This window comes from Pandoraea sp. B-6 (assembly GCF_000282835.1).
GTDB classification, from domain to species: domain Bacteria; phylum Pseudomonadota; class Gammaproteobacteria; order Burkholderiales; family Burkholderiaceae; genus Pandoraea; species Pandoraea cepalis.
Map to the genome: position 1 here is coordinate 1 of NZ_AKXS01000152.1, position 20,446 is coordinate 20,446.

A 20,446-nucleotide genomic window follows, 5' to 3' on the forward strand; every position below is an offset into this window, starting at 1 on the left:
GAGTCCGACGGCCGTCGTCGACGGGCGGGTGGCGAGGTCGACGAGGGCGGACGTGGCGTCGCCGGTGGGCTGCAGGCCCGATACGGCACCTGGCGCAGTCGTCGAGGCCGCGCCTTGCCCGGCACCCAGCAATGTGTCGAGCCGTCGTGCGAGCGTTGTGGCCAGCACCGAATCGAGACCGGCCATACCTGACTGACTCCGAAGAATGGGCGACGCGACGCGCTGGCGCGTCAGGCGCCCAGGTTCAAGCCGTAGACTTCGTGCAGGGCACGTTGACGGCGTGTGCTGTTGATCATGGCATCCAGATGCGCCAGGCGCGGTACCACGAGATCGCGGATCGCGGCGTCGTCGGCCAGAATGCGACGGATGACGGCGTGCTTTCGCGCCCGCTCGTCCTCGCTGAGCGGTAGCGACGCGTCGAGCTGCTTGATCGAATCGACCTGCGCACGATACTGCATCTCGAGGTCGATGAGGGCATCCCAATCGCCATCGCGCGCCACGCCGAGCATGCGCTCCGTGAGGCCGGCAATGCTCTCGTAGCAGTTCAGCAACGACTTGGCTTCATTCATAGCGCACTCCGGTGCCCGCCTGTGCGGCGGGGGCCCCCGTGCCGGCCGCCGGCGTGATCGCTCGCCAGGCCGATGCAATCGTATCGAGCAGGGTGTCGACTTCCTGCACCTTGACCACGTCGTTCTCGAGATTCGCCTCGAGCAGGCGTTGGCCCATGTAGTCGTAAAGATCGCGCAGGTTGCGAGACAGTTCTCCGCCGGCGTCCATGTCCAGGCCGTCGCGCAGACCGCCAATAATGCCGATGGCTTTCGAGAGCGCGAGTCCGCGATCCGCGATGCGGCCGTCTTCGAAATGGACGCGGGCCTTCGTGAGGGCTGCCTTGGCGCCGTCGAACAGCATCATGATGAGCTGGTGCGGACTCGCGGCGATGACGCCCGTCTCGAGTCCGACTTTGCGATAAGCGTTGGCGGCGTTTTGACCGTACATGACTTTCTCCGAAGCGCGCGGCGTGAGTGCGTCGCGCGCTTACTTCGAGGACGACGACGAAGACGACGACCCGCCAAGCACCTGCTTGAGGTAGTCGCTCGTGTTCTGCAACTTGGCCATCGTCGCGTCCAGCGCCGTGAACTGGGCGAGGTAGCGGTTCTGCATCTGCGTCATCTGGTCTTGCCAGTCGCTTTCCTGTTGCTGCACGTGCTTGATGCTGGCATTCAGGTTCGACGTGGCCGTGCTGATGGCGCCCTTGGCACTCAGGAAGTTGCTGACCTGGTTCGACAGCAGCGACGCATAGCCTTGCGAGAAATTGATGGTGCCGCGATTGCCGAGGTTGGTGCCGGTGACCTGGATCTTGAGGCCGTCGGTCAGCGAACCCGCGGCGCCGGTCAGCGACTGGCCGCTGCCCGTGGCGATCACGCCGCCGATCGAGCCGCCGACATCCACGCCATCGGTGCTGGGCGACACCCCCGTGCCGAACAGCGTGGTCTGGGCATTGCCCGACGTCACGCGGATGTTCGAGGCGGAGCCGTAACGGTTCGACGTAATCGACAGCACCCCGGCCGTCTGCTTGACGGTCACTGTCGAGCCGTTGGCGACGAATTGCGAGTTGCCATTGATCGCGGCCTGCAAGGCGGCGGCCATCTTGTCGGGCGTGTAGGTGCCGTTCGGGATGGTGATGGTCGTGCTCGTGCCGTCGACCTGCACCGTCAGCGTATTGTTGGTGCCGTTGATGACGGTGTTCGCGCCAAGCGTGGCGTTCGACGTGAGCGTGCCTTGCGTCGCCAGTCGCGTGACGACGACGTCGTACTGGCCCGGCTGGGTATTGGTGGTCGAGCTCTGGTAGTTGATCAGGCTGTCGCTGGTCGTGCCGTTGGTGGCAAGCAACGACGCGAGTTGGGCGAAGCCGCCCGAGGCGATGGCCTTCTGCAGCTTGGTCGAATCGACCGCCAGCTGGCCCGATGTATCGGTGGCACTGCCGGAGCCGTCGCCGGCCTGGAACGTCACGCCGATGTCCGCGAGCGAGGTCAGCACCGATCCCGAGACCCCTGGCAGCTTGCCGTTCAGGATCTGCTGGATCTGCGTTGTGATCATCTGCGTGGTCGTGTCGCCGATCAGCGGACCGTTGTTGTTCGAGGTGCTGCCGGGCGAGGCGCTCGACTTGTCGAAGTACGTCAGTTGGCCGATCGCGGAGTGCAGCGTGTTGTACGCGGTGACGAAATCGCTGACGGACTTGGTGACGCCGTCGCTGTTGTTGCTGACGCTGACGGTGGTCGAGCCGGTCTTGAGCAGGGTCATCGACAGACCCTGCACGGCGCTCTTGACCGTGTTGGTCTGGCTCGACACGGCCAGGCCATTGATGGTCAGGTTCGCGTTCTGGCCCGCGGCCGTCTGCGTCAGGTTCTGGGTGGCGGTGGGGTCGTACGCCAGCATGTTGGTGAGCGTGGCGTCGCCGCCGGCGGCGACGTCCACCTTCATGCTCATCGCCTGGCCGGTCTGCGTCGAGGTCAGCACCAGGCGGTTCGGCGTGGCGCTGCCGTCGTTGACGATCGTGGCCGTCACCCCGCCCTTGGCGGCGTTGATGGCGTCGCGAATGCCTTGCAGCGAGTTGTTGCTGTTCGTGATCGTGATGCTGAACGGTGCCTGCTGCGCATTCGGCGAGAAGCTGGCGCCGGTGTACGTGCCGTTCGCGAGCGTGCCGCCCGATATCGTGCCGAAGCTGAACGTCAACTGGGTGGACGCGCCCGTGCCGATCGAGGCGGCAGGATCGGACACGCCGGACGTCGACAGGCTTTGCGCCTGCGCCAGTTGCGTCGTGTTGATCGTATAACTGCCCGCCTTCGCCGTGGTGTCCGCCGACGTCGTCAGGAAGGTCGCGTCGCCCGGTGTGGCGGTCATCTGCAGGAACGACGACGCCGACGACAGGGCCGACAGCGACGACTGGAACGAACTCAGCGCTGATTGCAGGCTGCCGAGTGCGGAGACCTTGGTCTGATAGCTGGCTTCTTGTGATTTGAGCAAGCTGAGCTTTTGCGTGGCCGGCTGCATCAGACTGGTCACGAGCGCGTTCACGTCCAGCCCGGAGCCGATGCCCGGTGACGAAATGGAGCCCGTAGTGCTACTGCCGGTAGTCGCCATAAATTGCTCGCTCTCTAAAATGGTTGCTCAACTCACAAAACGCCGGCACAAAAAGTCTGCCTTTGTAATGTTTGCGGCGGCACCCCCCGTGAAGGTGGCGCCGCCGGCGGCCCGACCACGTTGCCGCCGGGCGTCAAACCCAACCCAACAGGCGCTTACTGGAGAAGCTTCAGCACTTGTTGCGGCAGTTGGTTGGCCTGGGCCAGCATCGAGATACCGGCTTGTTGCAGGATCTGCGATTTGGTCAGGTTGGCCGTTTCCGAAGCGTAGTCGGTGTCTTGCACGCCCGAACGCGCCGTGGTCAAGTTCTGCGTCGTGGTCGACAGGCTCGAAATCGTCGACTGGAAGCGGTTTTGAATAGCGCCCAGGGTCGATTGCAGCGTGTCGACGGTGCCGATGGCCGAGTCGATCTGCGACAGCATCAGCGTGGCGTTGTTGACCGACTTCACGTCGGCTTGTGCCAGGCTACCGCTCGTGGCGTAGGTCGTGGCTGCCGTCGGCAGGCCCAGCTTGGTCAGGATGGCCGGCGTGCCGCCGCTGATCTGGAATGCCTGACCCGAGCTGAGGTGCATTGCGCCGTTGTTGTCCACGTACGCGTTCACACCGCTGTTCGACGAGTTGATCGCGTTGGCCAAATCGGAGGCGCTGTTCATCTTGCCAGTGATGTTGGTCGCCTTGCCGTTGACGGTCAGCACCAAGTCGCCCGCCGCCAGGGTCTGCGAATACGTTGCGGCAACGTTGCTCGACGTGATGGTGGCACCAGCTGCGACGGCCGTCGTGGGGATGTTCAGGTTCGCCGCGATGGTGTCGACAGCGCCGCTGAACGTCATCGTCTTGGCAGCGTCCGTGTTGGTCAGGGCGAGTTCTCCGGCCGCGTTGACCGAAGCGACGTTACCCGTGAAACCGGCTTGCTGTGCGGCGGCGTTGATCGCCGTGGCCAGATCCGCTGCGCTGTTGTACGTACCGGCCTTGACGGCCTTGGTAACGTTGGCGCCGGCAGCGTCGAACGTGACCGCCAAGTCCGAAACCGTGTAGCTCAGCGGATTCTTTACCGTCGTCGTTTGCGCAACCGAACCGATGTCGGCAATTTTCATGCTTTGTTGCAGGTTGACCGAGATGGTCTGACCTGCGTTGGCGCCGACCTGGAAGTTCGCCGTGCCCATCGAGCCGTCGAGCACGTTCAGGCCGTTGAACGACGTTTGCGTGGCCAGACGGTTCACTTCCGCCAGACGCTGTTGAACTTCCTGATCGAGCGCGGCACGGTCCGAAGCCGAGTTCGTCGAGTTGGTCGACTGAACGGCCAGCGTGCGGATGCGTTGCAGGTTGTCGGTGATCGCCGACAGGGCGCCCGCGGCGGTTTGCACCAGCGAGATACCGTCGTTGGCGTTGCGCTGCGCTTGCTGCGTGCCGTTGATCTGGGCCGACATGCGGTCCGTGATCGCCAGACCGGCGGCATCGTCGGCGGCGCTGTTGATGCGCATACCCGAGGACAGGCGCGTGATCGAGGTTTGCAGGCCCGACTGCGACGTGCTCAGGTTACGTTGTGCAACCAGCGAGAAGATATTGGTATTGATGACAGATGACATTTAGCCACTCCTTTCCCAAAATTTTTGGCTCCGGCTTAAGCGCCGTAACTTCGGCTCTACAGCCATTCGCCGAAAGCCGCCGTTGTAGGGGATATCGGACGGCCATTGGGAAAATTTAGGGTGATTTCACAAAATGATGTGTCACCCCCCATCGACGGGCCCTGTCGATGTAGGAAAAACGCTAGCGGACCAGTCTACAAAATTCTTCCCCGATCGATCCCGCAAGGAAAGGGGCAATCTGCCGCTTATTCAATCCCTGTAAGGCTTGGAGAGGCGCAGGCGACTGCCTGGCCCCTGTCGCGCGACCGCCAATTCTCGGCAGGTGGCAACGCTTTGAAGGTGCACGAGAAAATTTCTCGCCCGGGTGAGAAAGCGTTGCCGGACGCAACGCTGTCGACGACCGAGGTCGGTTCGGCGGTCCGAAATGCACGTGGCCCGCGTTCTCGGGCCACGTAGTGATCGCTTACTTCTGATTGGGTGGTGCCGGAGCGCTCAGGCGCAGAGCGGTCCCATCTCGGCGCTGACCAGGCCGTGTTGCATCACGTAATAGGTGAGTTCGGCGTTGTTGTTCAGGCGCATCTTTTCCAGCAGGCGCGTGCGATACACGCTCACCGTCTTGACCGAGAGCGAAAGCGCATTGGCGATGTCGGTCAGGCGCTTGCCCGAGCCGATCATGCAAAGCGTCTGATATTCCCGGTCGGACAGGCGCTCGTGCGGCGGTTGGTCGGCGTCCGGGCCGAGGTAGTCGGCGAGCGTCTCGGCGACCATCGGGCTGACATACTTGCGGCCCGCGGCGACCTGCCGCACGGCGGAGACCAACTGCTGGGCGTTCGAGCGCTTGCTCAGATAACCGGCCGCGCCGGCCTTGAGCGCCCGAAGCGCGAACTGGCCTTCACCGTACATGCTGAAGATCATGATCGGCAGACGCGGATGTTTGCGTCGCAGGGTCTTGAGAATTTCGAGCCCGTTCGTGTCGGGCAGCGAAATGTCGAGCAGGACGATGTCCCACTGGGCGGCGTCGGTCATCTCCAGCGCTTCCGCGCCGCAGTCGGCTTCGCCGACGACCGAGATGCTCCCGCTGTCGGAGAGCAACTGTCGCACGCCCTGACGCACGATGGCGTGGTCGTCGACGATGAGCACTCTGAGCGTCATGATGCGTATCCGTGAAGAGCAAGCGATTCCGGGGCATGATGGCCGGTCGCGGGTGCCGCGGCCGGGGACGACAGAATCTGGTGCCAGGGAAGACGCGCGCTCACGAGCGTCCCCGATCCTTGCGCACTGCCAATACGTATCGTGCCGCCAAGCGCCGTGCAGCGCTCGCGCATCCCAACCAATCCGAAATGTCCCTGCTTGCGACGCGCGCCGCGGACCAAGCCGCAACCGTCGTCGGAAATCGTGAGTTTGAGTGAACGATGACCGCCGTCGAGCGCCACCACTACGCGAGAGGCGTGTGCGTGTCGGGCAACGTTGGTCAAGGCTTCCTGCGCAATTCGATATAACGCCAGCACCGCGTCGGGCGTGAGCTTGGCGACGCGCTCACGCGTCACGTCGTCGCAGCGCCAAATGCAGGTGAGACCGCTTTGTTCGCCAAAGCGACGCAGCCAGGCGCGCAACGACGCGACGAGACCGGCGTCGAGCGCGGGGGGGCGTTGGCGGCAGACGAGGTCATCCGCCGCGTCTTGCGCCGCGTTTGCTGCCTGCTGAATCTGGGTGCAGAGGGACTGCCACTCGGCGGCGTCGGCCGGGGCGCGCGTGGCAAGACGCGCTACCACCAATTGCAATGCCGTGAGGTGCGCCCCAAGTCCGTCGTGTATCTCCCTGGCCAGGCGCGTGCGCTCGGCTTCGCGAGCGGCGTCAATTGCGTGTGCCTCGGACTGTGCCGGCGCGCGCGAGGCGGACTCGGCGGGCAACGCCGTGTCGCACGCGGCCGCCAGACCCGATGTCGGCGTCACGGCGCGCGTGTGCAACGCGTCGTCAAGTGACACGCGACGTCTCGCAGCCTGTGCGGCACGATCGACGAGAAACGGCATGGAGGCAAATTCCTGAGAGAAAAAGTCCCGTGCCGCAACTTGCGCGCCGAGACCCCACCGAATTTAACAAACTTTACATTTCGTCACAATTACACGTGGCAAACAAGCACGTGACGGACGTCGAAGCATAACTCTTTGATTTGGATCAAAAAGTATTGGCTTGCTTAAGGGGAATTCTGCGAAGACCCCAAAATATATCAGGGTTTGTCCTAGCGCATGGAGTCGAGCCAGTGTTTCAAACGATTTTTTCAATCTAACCAACGGTAAAGCCTGAGTTTTTCTTGCGACTTCATACGGCTGCGAGTTTCTATCAGGCGGCGGTGCAGGCTTGCGGTGTGCGGTATCGGAGACGTGACGCCGGCAACGTCTTCTAAAGGGCGTTGCGTTCAGCCTCTATCGCGAGCGGTAGCGTCACGGTCACCATCAGACCGCGACCGTCGTCGCCCGACGCCAGCGTCACGGTGCCGTAACTGGCCGCCACGATTTCCTTGACGATGGCCAGCCCCAGCCCGGTGCCGGGCTGACCCGGCGGCGCATTGCGATAGAAGCGCTCGAACACACGCTGCCGCGCCTCGGCCTGGATGCCCGGCCCATCGTCGATCACGCGCAGGCGGGCCATGTCCTGAGGACTGTCGATGGCGACGGTCACGCGACCACCCTCGTGGATATAGCGGATCGCATTGTCGACAAGATTCATGACCATGGCGTGAAACAGCTCGCCATTGCCCTCGACCCACACGTGCGCTTCGGTCGTCTCCAATCCCAGATCGATATGGCGTCGTTGCGCAAGGGCGACGAGTTCCTCGAGCACGGCGGCGGCCACGGCCACCAGATCGACACGCGAGCGCGAGAACGCCGGCGTGTCGGCCGCCTCCGCCTGCGAGAGCAGCAACAGCTTGTTGGTGAGATCGGCCAGCCCTCGACTGCTCGTCTGCATGGCGGCTAGTACGTCGGCCAGCGCAGCGCGATCATCGAGCTGCGCCGCGAACTGCAACTGGGTATCGAGCAGCGTGAGCGGGGTGCGTAGCTGGTGCGCGGCGTCGGCCACGAAGCGCCGCTGTTGCTGCGCCTGTGCCGAGAGCCGCTGGATGCACAGGTTGATGGCGTCGACGATAGGTCGCAGTTCGGTTTGGAGTTGTCCGGCGCGAATGGGCACCAGTTCCTGCGGCGCGCGCCCGGCGACCTCGTCCTTAAGGCGAATGAGCGGATGCAGCTCGACCGTCAGCCCGATGAGCACCAGCAAGGCGGCCAGCGCGGCCATGGCGATCTGGCGGTGCAGCGACGGTTCCCACAACTGCGAGAGCATCGCGTCGTGCGCGTGCATCGTCTCGGCCACCACGACCGCGACCTGATAGGGTGTGCCGGCGTTGTACATCGTGCGCACATAATTGACGGCCCGAAGCGGTTCGCCATTCACGGTGACGCTGAAGTACGCCGGGGTCGTGCCGGAAAAGAGCGGCGGGCGCGGGAAATCCGGCGGGCCGGCGAGCAATTGGCCGTCTTCGGTGACGACCTGATAGAGCACCCGGTCCCGCGCCGGCGACGCGAACAGTTCGAGTGCGGAGGGCGGCACGCTCGCGCGCAGGGCCCCATCGACCCAGGTGAGTTCCCCGGCGATCACTTGCGCCGACGTGAGCAAGGCCCGGTCCTGCACGAGCGCGGCGGTGTCGCGCGCACTGCGATAGGCCTGCCACCCACTCGCGCCGATGTAGAGCGTGAGAGGCAGCATCAGCCACATCAGCAGCCGTACGCGAAGGCTAAGCATCTTTGGCGCGCAGCAGATAGCCCAGGCCGCGCAGCGTCATGATGGCTGCGTGGCTCGTCTCGAGTTTCTTGCGCAGACGATGGATATAGATCTCGATGGCATCGGCGCTCGGTTCGTCGTCGAGACCGAAGACGCCGTCGACGAGGGCGCTTTTGGCAACGGTCTTTCCCTGCTTGCGCATGAGGATTTCGAGCACGGCATGCTCGCGCGACGGCAGCGCGAGCGGCGCACCCGCGATCGTAAACTGTCGCGTGCCCGCGTGATAGGCCAGATCGGCACACACCAGATCCGCGCTCTGCTCGGGCGCATGCCGGCGGGCGAGCGCCTTGACGCGCGCGATTAGCTCGCGCACTTCGAAGGGTTTGACCAGATAGTCGTCGGCCCCCGCGCCGAGACAGTCGACCTTCTCGTCGACGGAACCGCTGGCCGTGAGAATGATCACCGGCACATTATTGCGACGCTCACGCAGCCGTCGCAGCACATGCTTGCCGCCGAGCTTTGGCAGCATGAGATCGAGCAGCACCACGTCGTACGTCTCGGTTTGCAGTAGACGGTCGGCGGCGTCGCCGTCGCGCGCGGCGTCGACCGTGAAGTTGTCGTCGCGCAGCATGCGGGCGAGCCAGTGGGCGAGGGTGTCGTTGTCTTCGATCAGCAGCAGTTTCATGACGGCAAAGGCGTAGGGCGACGCAGACAGCGGCGCAGACAGCGACGGCGAGTGTGCCCGCCGAACCGGCGCAAGCCAACAGCGGGTAAACACCCATCGGTTGCGCAAGAAAACCTGCATGGGACGAAAGCTCGATGAAAGCTTCGGTTTTCTACAATTCGCATCAAGGCAAAGGAAACGATTCAGAGGACCGCTGCCTGGGCCCTGTGGCAAACCACAGCGGTCGGCCGGCGCCGCAACGCGACGCTTGAGCCATTATCCCTAAAAACGATGGAGACACCATAATGCGAGCAAGCCATGGCGTGCGTACGCCGAAAGCCTTCGTGAAACCCGTTCTGGCCGCCGTGTTCGGCGCATCGCTGGCGCTGGCCGCCGTGCCGAGTTTCGCCGCCGACAGCGGCAAGATCACGATCATGGTGGGCGGCATCACCAAGATGATCTACCTGCCGGCCAAACTCGCCGAGCAACTCGGATACTTCAAGGACGAAGGGCTGAACGTCGAGCTGCTCTCGCAGCCGGCCGGTGTCGACGCCGAAAACGAATTGCTCGCCGGTGCCGTGCAGGCCGTGGTTGGCTTCTACGATCACTCCATCGACCTGCAAAGCAAGGGCAAGGAAATCGAGGCCATCACGGTCTTCGGTCAGGTGCCCGGCGAAGTCGAACTGGTCAATGCCAAGAGCCGCGACACCATCAAGAGCATGGCCGACGTCAAGGGCAAGACCCTGGGTGTGACGGGCCTGGGTGCGTCGACCAACTTCCTCACGCAGTACCTCGCGGCCAAGCACGGCATCACGTCGTCGCAATTCTCGGTGCTGCCCGTCGGCGCGGACAACACGTTCATCGCCGCCATCAAGCAGAACCGGATCGACGCCGGCATGACGACCGAGCCGACCGCCTCGCGTCTGATCAACACGGGCGACGCGGCAGTGCTCGTCGACATGCGCACGATGAAGGGCACGGTCGACGCGTTGGGCGGCGCTTACCCGGCGTCGAGCCTGTACGTGCAGCGCGCGTGGGCCGACACGCACAAGGAAGAGGCGACCAAGCTGGCCCGCGCGTTCGTGAAGACACTCAAGTACATCAACACCCACTCGGCCGCAGAGATCACCGAGAAGATGCCGAAGGACTACTACGCCAACAACAAGGCGCTGTACCTGCAGGCGCTGCAGAACTCGCTGCCGATGTACTCGCCGGACGGCCGCATGCCGAAGGATGGTCCGGAGACGGTGCTCAAGGTGCTCGCCGCGTTCAACCCGAACGTCAAGGGCAAGCACATCGACCTTTCGAAGACCTACACCAACGCGTTTGTCGACGCCGCGAACGTGCCGAAGTAAGCGTTCGATCTCGCGTCACCCTTTGATCCTGTAGTTCCGGCGCGCGCGTCGCTCGACGCGCCGCCACCCGAGCCGCCCGCACCCGACGACCGTCCGGTGTGTGGGCAGACTCACCCCTGAAAAACCGCAACGACACCGTTTGCCCTTCGACGTCACTGAGGAACCGGGCATGACCCAGACCATCACCCCCACTGCGCCGGCGCGCGCTGCGAGCCCTGTCTCGCGCGATACCCCGGCCATCGAATTCGACAACGTGTCGTGCCGCTTCATCTCGGCGGACGGCCACGCCACCATCGCGCTGCGCAACTTCAGCATGTCGGTCGCCCGCGGCGAGTTCGTCGCCATTGTCGGGCCGACCGGCTGCGGCAAATCGACCACGCTGTCGATGATCACCGGCCTGCTGCGCCCGACTGCCGGCAGCGTGCGCGTGATGGGGCAGCCGGTCAACGGCATCGACCCGCGCATTGGCTTCGTGTTCCAGAACGACGCGGTATTCCCGTGGCGCAGCGTGCGCGAGAACGTGGCCGCCGGCCCGCTGTTTCGCGGTCAGTCCAAAGACGCCGCTTACGCACTGGCCGACCAATGGATCAAGCGCGTGGGCCTGGACAAGTTCGGCGACCACTACCCGCACCAGCTCTCGGGCGGCATGCGCAAGCGCGTGGCGCTGGCACAGACCTTCATCAACAACCCCGAAATCCTGTTGATGGACGAGCCGTTCTCCGCGCTGGACATGCAAACGCGCACGCTCATGCAGGACGAGTTGCTGCAACTGTGGTCGTCAACCTCCGGCTCGGTGGTGTTCGTCACCCACGATCTGGAAGAGGCGATTGCGCTGGCCGATCGCGTGTTCGTGCTCACGGCGCGTCCGGCCACGCTGAAGAATGTGTACACGATCGATTTGCCGCGTCCGCGCGTGATGTCGGAAGTTCGCTACGAGCAGCGCTTCATCGACATTTCGCGCGAGATCTGGGCGGATCTGCGTGAGGAAGTGAAGATCGGTTGAAGACGACGCCCCCGCCGGGGCATCGACAATGCATTTGCGGGCCGCGCATCGACGCGCGTGCCCACGCCGTCTGGAGGAGGGCATGAACATGAGTGAACAGGCCATGGTGGCAGGATTCAGTGACGCCGATCTCGCGCGCGAGGAAGCCAGCGCGCAGCGTCGCATCAAACAGCGTCGCGCGCTGGTGATTTTTCTGCGCGTGGCCATTCTGGTGATCGGATTGGGCGGCTGGGAAGTGGGCGCGCGCGTGGGGTGGATCGACCCGTTCTTCTTCTCGCAACCGACTCAAATCGTTGCGCAGATCTATGAATGGTGTGTGGAAGGCACCTCGCAGGGCCCGCTCTGGACGCAGGTGTTCGTCACGCTCGAAGAGACCGTGCTGGGCTTTCTGATCGGCGGCGTGGCGGGTGTGATCTGCGGCATCGTGCTCGGCCGCAACAAGCTGCTCTCGGATGTCTTTAGTCTCTACATTCAGATCGCCAACTCGATTCCGCGCGTCGTGCTCGGGTCGATCTTCGTGATCTCGCTGGGTCTGGGCATGGCCTCGAAGGTGGCGCTTGCCGTGGTGATGGTGTTCTTCGTCGTGTTCGCCAATGCCTTCCAGGGCGTGCGTGAAGCCGACCGCTACATGATCGCGAATGCGCAGATCCTGGGCGCGTCGCGCCGTCAGGTGACGATGTCGGTGGTGATTCCGTCGGCGTTGTCGTGGATTCTCGCCAGCCTGCACGTCAGCTTCGGCTTTGCCCTGGTGGGTGCGGTGGTCGGTGAGTTCCTCGGCTCGAAGCAGGGCATCGGCCTGCTCATCTCGACCGCGCAGGGCGCGTTCAATGCGAGTGGCGTGTTTGCCGCGATGATCGTGCTTGCCGTGGTGGCGCTGGCGGCGGATTACCTGCTGACGTCGCTCGAGAAACGTTTGCTGAAGTGGCGTCCGGCGGCGTTCAGCACCGAGTAATGCCGACGGTCATCGTCTGCGCATAAAACAACGGCGCCATCCATTGCGGATGGCGCCGTTGTCGTTTGGCGTGGGACGTGGGACGTGGGACGCGAGGTCGCCAGATTCCTGAATGCCTCGCGGTCTCCGGGCGTCGTCAGATGTTGAGCTTGCTGACCTTTGTGCCTTCGACGTTCAGGTTGGCCATGAGACCGGCGTTGGTCATCACGATCACTTCGACCGGCGAAGTCGCGGTGTTCAGATCGACCGCGCCGTTCGCGCCGATCTTGACCAGGGCCACGGAGGCGTCGGCCCCCGCCGTCCAGCCGTCGGTGCGCTGGAATTTGTCGAGGGCGTCCTGCGTCATGAACAGGAAGATAATGGCCTTCGACTGCGCACCGATCTGCAGACCGAACGACGCCGTCACCGTGTTGTAGTAGCCCTTCGTGGCGCCGCCCACGCGCAGCGCGCCTTCGCCGTATTGGCCGCCCACGACGAAACCGGCTTGCAGCACCGACGGGAACACGAGCATGCCGCGCGACTTGTTCACCAGTTCGCGCGAGCCCGGTACGGACGCATACATCTTGTCGAGCGCGCCATTCACGGAAGCATCGATCTCACGGCGCTTGTTCGCGTTGGCGCCGGGTGAGCTGTCGCTCTTGCTGGCCTGCGACGGGGTGGTCGTGGTGCAGCCCGACAGCGCGAATGCAGCGGCGGCAACAGCGACGGAAGTCTTCATCAGGAATTCGCGTTTTTGCATTTTCTCCCTCCAGGTAGCGTGTGCCCCGTGCTGAGCACGGCGGCATGGATCCGGATAAAACGTCGGGCCGATGACGCATTCCACGCGGCTCGCGTCGTGTCGGCCATGAAGCGGATGATGAGAACGATAATTCGGCATCCGACGGATGTGTCTGCGTGAAATCGTGGCAGACAACCCATCGGCGTGACGACGATTATGCGGTCTCTGACGTTATTGTCAAGGAAATGGGGCAACAAGTTCCGTTAACTTGCAGACATCTCTCGTCAACTTGTAGGTGTCCGCCTACGTGCACTTGCGCATGTACTCTTCCTTGAGCGCTTTGCGCGGGCGGGTGCGTGTAGGAATGTCGACGCGATCGCCGGCGGGCGACTCGACCCGGCGTCCGCGCTGGTAGACCGGCTTGTCCGGCGTGTTGGCGATCTTGTCGGCGAGCGCGCGACACTCGTCGCGCAGTGAGGGCGATCTCGCGCCGGACGCAGTCGCCTGCGATGCGGCCTGATCGCGCGCGGCTTGCGAGCATTGCTCTGGCGGCAGGGCGTGGCCGACGCTATCGAAACACACGGGCGTCTGCGCCCACGCGCCGCCGCTCACACCGAGCAGTGCGACGACGGTGGAAGCTTGCAGAAAACGTTTGATCGGCGCGTAAGACCGCGCAAGATCGGCAATGCCAAGCATCGACGCTGCGACGCCGTTTGGCGTGAATGACGCGGATGAGGTGAAGGCTGTGAGGGCAGTGGACATCGGGGACAACGTAGCGGCGCGGCGTGGCATCGTCGATCTCCTCAAGGGAACCGCGCTGCGGCGCGGGTGCGCCTATTCTGGCATCGCCCCGGCGGGATTGTCGATACCCGCGACGCCATGCCGCGCGGCGCCCATGCCCGGGCGGTCCGTGCGCAATTCGAGCCGATAGCCGACGCCATAGATCGAGCGCACGATTTCCTCGTCGGGCCGGATCGCCTGCAACTTGCGACGCAGGTTCTTGATATGGCTATCGACCGTGCGATCGGCCACCACGCGGTGATCGTCGTACATGCGATCGAGCAGGTGGGCACGAGGGAAGGTCTTGTCGGGATGGCTGGCGAGCGTCGCCAGCAACCGCAACTCCACCGGCGTGAGCGGCAGTTCGTGTCCGTCGAGCCGTGCGTGATGACGCATCGCGTCGATGACGAGCGCGCGCGGCGGTGCCGCGTTTGCAAGACTGGCGGTTCCCTGGGGGCCGAAGGTGGTACTGGCGGTACTGGCGCCTCTCACCCGGCGCAGAATCGCCTTGACGCGTGCCACGACTTCGCGCGGACTGAAGGGCTTGCAGATGTAGTCGTCGGCGCCGAGTTCGAGGCCCAGCAGCCGGTCCGTCTCTGCCGCGCGCGCCGTCAGCATGACGACCGGCACCTCGGAGAACTCGCGCACGGCGCGGCAGACTTCGAGGCCGTCCATGCCCGGGAGCATGAGATCGAGCAGCACCAGGCGCGGTTGTGTCGCGCGCACGGCCGGCACCACGTCGCGGCCGTCCGAGAGAATGCGGCAAGGCATGCCCGCCACCCGCAGGTATTCCGCGAGCAACGCGGCGAGCTTGGGCTCGTCTTCGACGATCAGAATCGGGGCGGTGTTGGAGAGGGTCATCGCGTCGGTCGGTGAACGTGGGGCGGAAAGCGGCGCCGGGGTCAATGCGTGCGAAGCGCCCGGCGACGGGTTCGGCGAGGTCGAAGGCATGGGCGAAGGGTTCATCACGAGCTCGCAAGGGCGGGGTCATCGAGCCGCGCGGGCCCGGGGCGGCTCGTCCCGCCGGGTGACCGGTCGCATCCGCCGCCGCACGCCCCCCCTGCGGCCGCAGGCGCAGGGCGGTGACGCGGCAGAGTGATCGTGAGTCCGAGACCCCCCAGTGGGGAATGCCGCGCGGCGATCTGACCGCCGTGCGCTTCGACGATATGTTTGCAAAGCGTCAGCCCCAGACCGGCGCCACCGCTTCGCCGGCTGCGGGATGCCTCCACGCGGAACAGGCGCTCGAACAGACGCGGCAGCGCGTCGTCCGGCACGCCCGGCGCAGAATCCTCGATCTCCAGACGCAATTGCGTGGCCGTGGCCGACAGGTACACGCGCACGGCGCCGCCGCCGTCGGTGTAGCGCAGCGAGTTTTCGAGCAGATTGCCCAGCAGTTGCGTCACGCGGTGGAGATCGCCGTTGATGATGGGCGTGTCGTCGGGCAGGTGCACGTTCAGCGCGATGCCCTTGGCGTCGAACCAGTCGCCGAACGCGGCCACGGACGTGGCGACGCGCTCGGTCATGTCGACGGGGGCGAACGTGTAGGTGAGTGCGCCGACGTCCGAGAGCGAGAGTTCGTACAGATCGTCGATCAGTTTGGAGAGCTGCGAGATTTCAACGCGCAGCGAGGCGAGGGCGTCTTGCGTGAGCGGGCGTACGCCGTCTTCCAACGCTTCGATTTCCCCGCGCAGGATCGACAGCGGCGTGCGCAGCTCGTGGGAAATGTCCGCGAGCAGGTCGCGGCGCGAGCGGTCGTTGCGGGCGAGCGTGTCTGCCAGGCGGTTCAGATCGACGGCGAGACGGGCGAGCTCGTCGGCACCGGCTGTCGGCGCGCGTACGCTGTAGTCGCCCATCGCCATGCGGTGGGTGGCCTCCAGCAACGGGGTGACGGGCACGAGCAGACGCCGGGCGAGATGCAGCGCCACGACACCGAGCAGCGCGACGCCGAGGACCGTCAGATACATCAGGTTGTCGCCGCACAGCCAGCGATGCCCGCCGAGCGCGGCGCGCACGGCGAGTGCCGTGGCCGTCATGGTGATCAGGCCTGTCGCGAAGAGCGCGAGGAAAAGCTTGCGGGTGATGCCGGAGTTCATGCGCTGCGTGGTTGGGCGAACGGTGATGGCGGGAAAGCGCGCCTGACGGGGCGAACCCATGGAGCTCTGCCGACGTTGGCGCGCCATTTTCTCAGCATCGGTGTGGCGCGCGGCGGGCCTCCACAAATTTTCCTCTATTTGTGCTTAGTGCCTGCACCTGCACTCCTTACTATTCCTCTCGACGCTGGCCGCCGTGTCGGCTGCGCCATCGATCAACCGTTCACACTATTCCAAGACGACCGGATCCGGCATCCGGGATCGGCGCGGGGGCGCCTCACCATGTCGAAGCTGTCGATGCTACCGCGCGTTGCGGCGCGCGGTGTTCTCCGGACGCTTGCGCTGCTGGCCGCCACGGGCGCCATGTTGGGGGCCTGCTCCAGCTCGTCGCCGGCGCCCACGCCGATGGGCATGATGCCCATGCCGCGCGTGGCGAACGTGCAGACGGGCGGATCCATCTACCAATCGACCACCGCCACGAACTGGTTCGAGACACCGGTCGCGCATCGCATCGGTGATCTGCTTACGATCGCGGTGTCCGAAAACTCGTCCGGTGGAAACAAGTCGCAGAGCGACATCTCGCGCAACGCGAGCGTGACGGCCAAGAGCGCCAAGGCCAATGGGGCCGATTCCGTGCTGGAGCGCTGGTTCAACATCGGTCAATCGGCCAGTGCCTTCAAGGGCAACGGCAACAACAGTTCGAGCACGGCGCTGGCCGGCACGATTGCGGTGGCGATCGTGGACGTATTGCCGAACGGCGCATATGTCGTGGGCGGGGAAAAGCAGGTCCTGCAAGGGCGCAATATGGAGACGTTCCGCTTTACCGGCGTCGTCAACAAATTCGACATCTCACCGGGCAATGTGGTCGCGTCGAGCAAGGTGGGGCACGTCAAGGTGGCGCGCGTGGAGGAGGGGCAGGTCGCCGACGGGAGCAGTGGTGGCTGGCTGCAGGGCATTCTGCTCGGCGTGTCGCCGTTCTGATGAAACGACTGGCGATCGTGCTGATGCTGGCGGCGGCCGCCAGCGCCACCCTGGGCGGGTGCCTCTTCACGACACCGGTGCCGGTGCTCGCCGCGCAGGTGGCCTCCAGCATGGTGTCGACGGGCGTGATGCTGTCGGATCAACTGCCGTCCATCGTGCCGCCGACGACGCCCGCCGCGCCGGAGCTGCTCTCGCACAATGTGTGTATCGAGCTGGCGCCCGACGGCATTTCCGATCTGCTGCCGGCGATACAGGGTCGCCTACGCGCTTATGGCATCGTGAGCACGATCTACAGCCCGGGCACCTGGCCGACGGGCTGCGTGGTGCTCAATTACTCGGTGCGCCGCGCCTGGCGCGATGCTCTGTGGGGCAACACGCCGAGCGAATACCTGGCCTATGCAACGCTGACGCTCAGCCGCAACGGATCAGTGATCAATACCGTGTACTTCGACGGTCGATCGCGTACGGTCGAATCGTGGTCGGCGTCAAACTCGCGCATCGCGCAACTGGTTGATCGGCTGGTGGTGTTTTGAGCGAACAAGGGGCGGCGACAAGCGTCATCCGCGCAAGGGCGTTCAGAACCGGTAACTCACCTTCAGACTCCCCGCCTGCGACGATGCGCGTGCCGTATTGACGAGCGCATCGTAGGCGAGCGAGATATCCAGGTGCTTGGCCAGTGTCACGCCGACGCTGGCGCCGAGCGTCAGGAAGCCGCGCGGCAAATCCGCACCCGATGCGACGAAGGCCGTACCGTCCTGCGAGGCCACGGTGATCACCCGGGCGACATCGAGCAGTTCGTGCGCGTACGCCACGCGGAACTGGACGTTCACGGGGCGCGTTGCGTCGCCGAACGCCTTGTCGAGCGTCACACCGACAAACGGTTGCAGGCTCCGCGTGTTGTCCGTGCCAACGCGCAGATTCTGTCCGCCCGCACCGCTTTCGTCGAAGCCGTTCGCGTGGAAGTAGGCGTAGCGCAGGCCGGCTCGAGGCGTCACGACAATGCCCGCGATCGCCATCGGTGCACTCGCCTGTGCCGCCGCCGTCAATTCCTGCCCGATATGATCGCCCTCGGCCGTGCCGATGCCCGCGAACGGGCGTTTCTGCGACAGGAAGTGAAGGCCGTACCCGACAGTGGCGGCAACATCGACCGCGCCCATCTCACGGCTTGCATACGCGGCAAGGCGCAGCGTGTCCCGTGTGCCTGAGCTCGCCGTGCCCTGTTCCGAAAGATCGGCATGGGAATAGCCGCCCGCCAGCCCAAACATGACGCGTTCTTCGTGCCGTTCCGCGCCAGCAAGGAAGCCGTATTGATTCTCCTGAAAGCCAGACTGAGCGCCCGAGCCATTCACACGTGCGTGCAATCCGGTGGCCGTGGCCCAGACGGGCGAGGTACGCGGCGCCGCGTCGCCGGTGGCAAGCCCTGTATCCACGGCGCGTCGCGTAGCTTGATCGAGAAGCGCCGCGGCCGTCGACTGCGCATTCGCCAGCGCCGCCGTGCCCAGCGCGGTGTAGACGCTCGTGTTTTTCGGCGCAATCACGATTGCGCCCGAGCTCCCGGGATCGCTGACGGACGGATCGACCAGCGACAGGATGACATCGTTCGCACCATAGGCGACCGATGATTGCAGGCTGCCAAGATTGGCGCCTGCCGCCTGCGCGCCGGTGACCGAAGAGAAGCGACCGTTGACGCCATTCGCCGCGGTCACCACCGTATAGCGTGTTGCCTGGTACGTGCCGGGATCGTACGTAATCGCCAGCACCCCGTTCAGCGTCGCGCTTCCCGATACCTTGAGCTGCGACGCCGCCGTCGGACTCACCTCGATCGCCAACGTTGCATTGGACGCCTGTGTGTAGTTTCCACTGATGCGCAACGTGCCGATGGAGCCTCCCGGCGCCACGATGCCGCCGTTGGTCACGCTGCCGATAATCGTGCCGTGCCCGCGCAACGTCCCTTGTGCGCCGACGGCCACGTCGCCGCCCAGTGAGGCGGTGTCGTGGTTGGCGTCGCCGACTTCGAGCGTGCCCGCCGCAACGCTCGTCGTCCCCGTGAAGGCCGTGCTCGCGCCATTGAGAACGAGCATGCCGCTGCCGAGCTTGGTGAAGGTCCCGCTGCCCGCAAGGTCGCCGGCATACGTACTGTTGCCTGAGGTGTCGACGCTCAGCGAATTCGCCCCCATGAGCAGACGCGTGCCCGCCACGCCGCTTAATCCCGAGACCGCTTGCGTACCCGCAGCAGACATATCGAACGTCGCGCCGCTGCCCAGCATCGCAAGGCTCGTCACCGAAGACAATTGGCCGGCGCCTGTCAATGCCAGTGTGCCTCCATTGATCGTGGTCGCGCCGGTGTAGACGTTCGCGGCCGAGAGCGTCTGTGTGCCGCCATTCAATGTCAGCCCACCGGAGCCGCCGATGCTGCCGGAGAAGACGCCCGAGGCGTTCGTGAGCGTAAGGGTGCGGGCCCCGAGCGCGACCGACCCACTGCCGGCGATGCCCGTGAGCGACGCGCCGTTTGTCGTTGCCGAAATGTCGAGCGCGCCGTTACTGGTCACGCCACTCGATGCTGCGACACTGCCGCCGCCGCTGAGCTTGAGCGTGGCCCCGCTGTCGACCACGGTCGCGCCGGTGTAGGTGCTGGTGCCTGTCAGCGTCTGGGTGCCGGCGGCCACCCGAACGCCGCCCGTGCCGTCGATGACGCCGTCGAACGTGCCGGCCGCGTTGGTGAGCGACAGTGACTGTGCGCCAAGCCGCACCGTACCCGCGCCTGAAAGCGCCTTGATCGACGTCCCCGACGTGACGGCGGATATATCGAGCACCGAATTCAGCACGACGCCGGACGAAGCCGCGATGCTGCCGCTTCCCGCCAGGGCGAGTGTGCCATTGCTGATCGTGGTCGCCCCCGTATACGTGTTGATGCCCGAAATCGTCAACGTGTTGCCGCCCACGACACTGAGCGAGCCAGCCCCGGAAATCACGCCCGACATCGTCAAGCCGGTCGACGCCGTGGAGACGGTCGCGCGCGACGCCGCGTCGCTCAGAATGACATCGTTGTTCAGTGTCAGCCCTGTGTTGCTTGCGGCAATGGTGGCCGTCGCCCCCGCGTCGAAGAGCAGCGTTCCGAGGATCGAGGAGCCCGTCAGCAGATTCAGCGAATTGTCCGTGCCGCCAAACTCGATCGCCGCCGCTCGGGTCCCACCTGCGCCGGTCAGCGCACCCATGATGAGACCTGCGTTCGTGATCGAATCCATGCCACGCGTCACCACGCCGACACCGCCTCCGATGCCCATACCGCCCGAGATCGTTCCGATATTGGCGAGGGAATTGTGGGTTTGGGCAAGATCGACCCCAGTGCCCCCGGCGCCGCCTGCCGCGGACCCCGAGGCGCCCGCGCCCGCGGCCCCGCCT

General features: G+C 64.8%; 18 protein-coding genes and 1 pseudogene. 5 read left to right on the plus strand and 14 right to left on the minus strand.

Annotated features, from left to right (window positions below; genetic code table 11):
- From A985_RS23735 to A985_RS0101085, 9 genes and pseudogenes are all read right to left on the minus strand, one after another.
- Positions 1-186: pseudogene (locus A985_RS23735) on the minus strand (hypothetical protein); the annotation flags it as partial.
- Between the two features lie 44 nt (positions 187-230).
- The gene (locus A985_RS0101050; RefSeq protein WP_017231579.1) at positions 231-569 is read right to left on the minus strand and encodes a flagellar protein FliT; all 339 of its coding nucleotides are present in this window, start codon (positions 567-569) and stop codon (positions 231-233) included.
- Positions 562-996, minus strand: coding sequence for a flagellar export chaperone FliS (gene fliS, locus A985_RS0101055; protein ID WP_017231580.1), 435 nt, complete (start codon positions 994-996; stop codon positions 562-564). Before fliS ends, A985_RS0101050 begins: the two co-directional genes overlap by 8 nt.
- A 39-nt stretch (positions 997-1,035) precedes the next feature.
- Positions 1,036-3,141, minus strand: a complete 2,106-nt coding sequence (gene fliD, locus A985_RS0101060) for a flagellar filament capping protein FliD (RefSeq protein WP_017231581.1) — start codon at positions 3,139-3,141, stop codon at positions 1,036-1,038.
- 155 nt (positions 3,142-3,296) lie between these two features.
- A complete protein-coding gene (locus tag A985_RS0101065) occupies positions 3,297-4,727 on the minus strand; it encodes a flagellin (RefSeq protein WP_017231582.1) in 1,431 nt (476 codons plus the stop codon).
- A gap of 492 nt (positions 4,728-5,219) precedes the next feature.
- Complete coding sequence (locus tag A985_RS0101070) at positions 5,220-5,879, minus strand: response regulator transcription factor (RefSeq protein WP_017231583.1); 660 nt, start codon at positions 5,877-5,879, stop codon at positions 5,220-5,222.
- Positions 5,876-6,712, minus strand: coding sequence for a sensor histidine kinase (locus A985_RS23740; RefSeq protein ID WP_198288632.1), 837 nt, complete (start codon positions 6,710-6,712; stop codon positions 5,876-5,878). Before A985_RS23740 ends, A985_RS0101070 begins: the two co-directional genes overlap by 4 nt.
- Before the next feature lie 415 nt (positions 6,713-7,127).
- Entirely contained in the window at positions 7,128-8,522 is a 1,395-nt protein-coding gene (locus A985_RS0101080) for a sensor histidine kinase (protein ID WP_039829658.1), read from the minus strand.
- Positions 8,515-9,186: a response regulator gene (locus A985_RS0101085; RefSeq protein ID WP_026131524.1), complete on the minus strand. Its 672-nt coding sequence runs from the start codon at positions 9,184-9,186 to the stop codon at positions 8,515-8,517. The genes A985_RS0101080 and A985_RS0101085 overlap by 8 nt, the downstream gene beginning before the upstream one ends.
- 284 nt (positions 9,187-9,470) lie before the next feature.
- On the opposite strand from A985_RS0101085, the gene A985_RS0101090 reads away from it, so the two are divergent.
- The 3 genes from A985_RS0101090 to A985_RS0101100 all read left to right on the plus strand — a co-directional run bounded on the left by A985_RS0101090 (position 9,471) and on the right by A985_RS0101100 (position 12,475).
- A complete protein-coding gene (locus tag A985_RS0101090) occupies positions 9,471-10,520 on the plus strand; it encodes an ABC transporter substrate-binding protein (RefSeq protein ID WP_017231587.1) in 1,050 nt (349 codons plus the stop codon).
- Between the two features lie 169 nt (positions 10,521-10,689).
- Positions 10,690-11,523: an ABC transporter ATP-binding protein gene (locus tag A985_RS0101095; protein ID WP_017231588.1), complete on the plus strand. Its 834-nt coding sequence runs from the start codon at positions 10,690-10,692 to the stop codon at positions 11,521-11,523.
- 82 nt (positions 11,524-11,605) lie between these two features.
- Positions 11,606-12,475 (plus strand): ABC transporter permease, encoded by an 870-nt coding sequence (locus A985_RS0101100; RefSeq protein ID WP_017231589.1) that lies wholly within the window; start codon positions 11,606-11,608, stop codon positions 12,473-12,475.
- 136 nt (positions 12,476-12,611) lie between these two features.
- Here A985_RS0101100 and A985_RS0101105 read toward each other — a convergent pair whose 3' ends face one another.
- The 4 genes from A985_RS0101105 to A985_RS23750 all read right to left on the minus strand — a co-directional run bounded on the left by A985_RS0101105 (position 12,612) and on the right by A985_RS23750 (position 16,126).
- A complete protein-coding gene (locus tag A985_RS0101105) occupies positions 12,612-13,214 on the minus strand; it encodes a YSC84-related protein (protein ID WP_017231590.1) in 603 nt (200 codons plus the stop codon).
- 282 nt (positions 13,215-13,496) lie between these two features.
- Positions 13,497-13,985: a hypothetical protein gene (locus A985_RS23745; RefSeq protein WP_017231591.1), complete on the minus strand. Its 489-nt coding sequence runs from the start codon at positions 13,983-13,985 to the stop codon at positions 13,497-13,499.
- 42 nt (positions 13,986-14,027) lie between these two features.
- Positions 14,028-14,834 (minus strand): response regulator, encoded by an 807-nt coding sequence (locus tag A985_RS0101115; RefSeq protein WP_039829662.1) that lies wholly within the window; start codon positions 14,832-14,834, stop codon positions 14,028-14,030.
- A 104-nt stretch (positions 14,835-14,938) separates the two neighbouring features.
- Entirely contained in the window at positions 14,939-16,126 is a 1,188-nt protein-coding gene (locus A985_RS23750) for an ATP-binding protein (RefSeq protein ID WP_017231593.1), read from the minus strand.
- Positions 16,127-16,345: 219 nt separating this feature from the next.
- On the opposite strand from A985_RS23750, the gene A985_RS0101125 reads away from it, so the two are divergent.
- Both A985_RS0101125 and A985_RS0101130 read left to right on the plus strand, forming a co-directional pair.
- Complete coding sequence (locus A985_RS0101125) at positions 16,346-17,044, plus strand: flagellar basal body L-ring protein FlgH (RefSeq protein WP_017231594.1); 699 nt, start codon at positions 16,346-16,348, stop codon at positions 17,042-17,044.
- Positions 17,044-17,577, plus strand: a complete 534-nt coding sequence (locus A985_RS0101130; RefSeq protein WP_017231595.1) for a hypothetical protein — start codon at positions 17,044-17,046, stop codon at positions 17,575-17,577. Before A985_RS0101125 ends, A985_RS0101130 begins: the two co-directional genes overlap by 1 nt.
- Before the next feature lie 42 nt (positions 17,578-17,619).
- On the opposite strand, the gene A985_RS23755 is transcribed toward A985_RS0101130, so the two are convergent.
- Positions 17,620-20,446, minus strand: a 2,827-nt coding sequence (locus A985_RS23755) for an autotransporter domain-containing protein (protein WP_017231596.1), incomplete at its 5' end; no start/stop codon positions are given.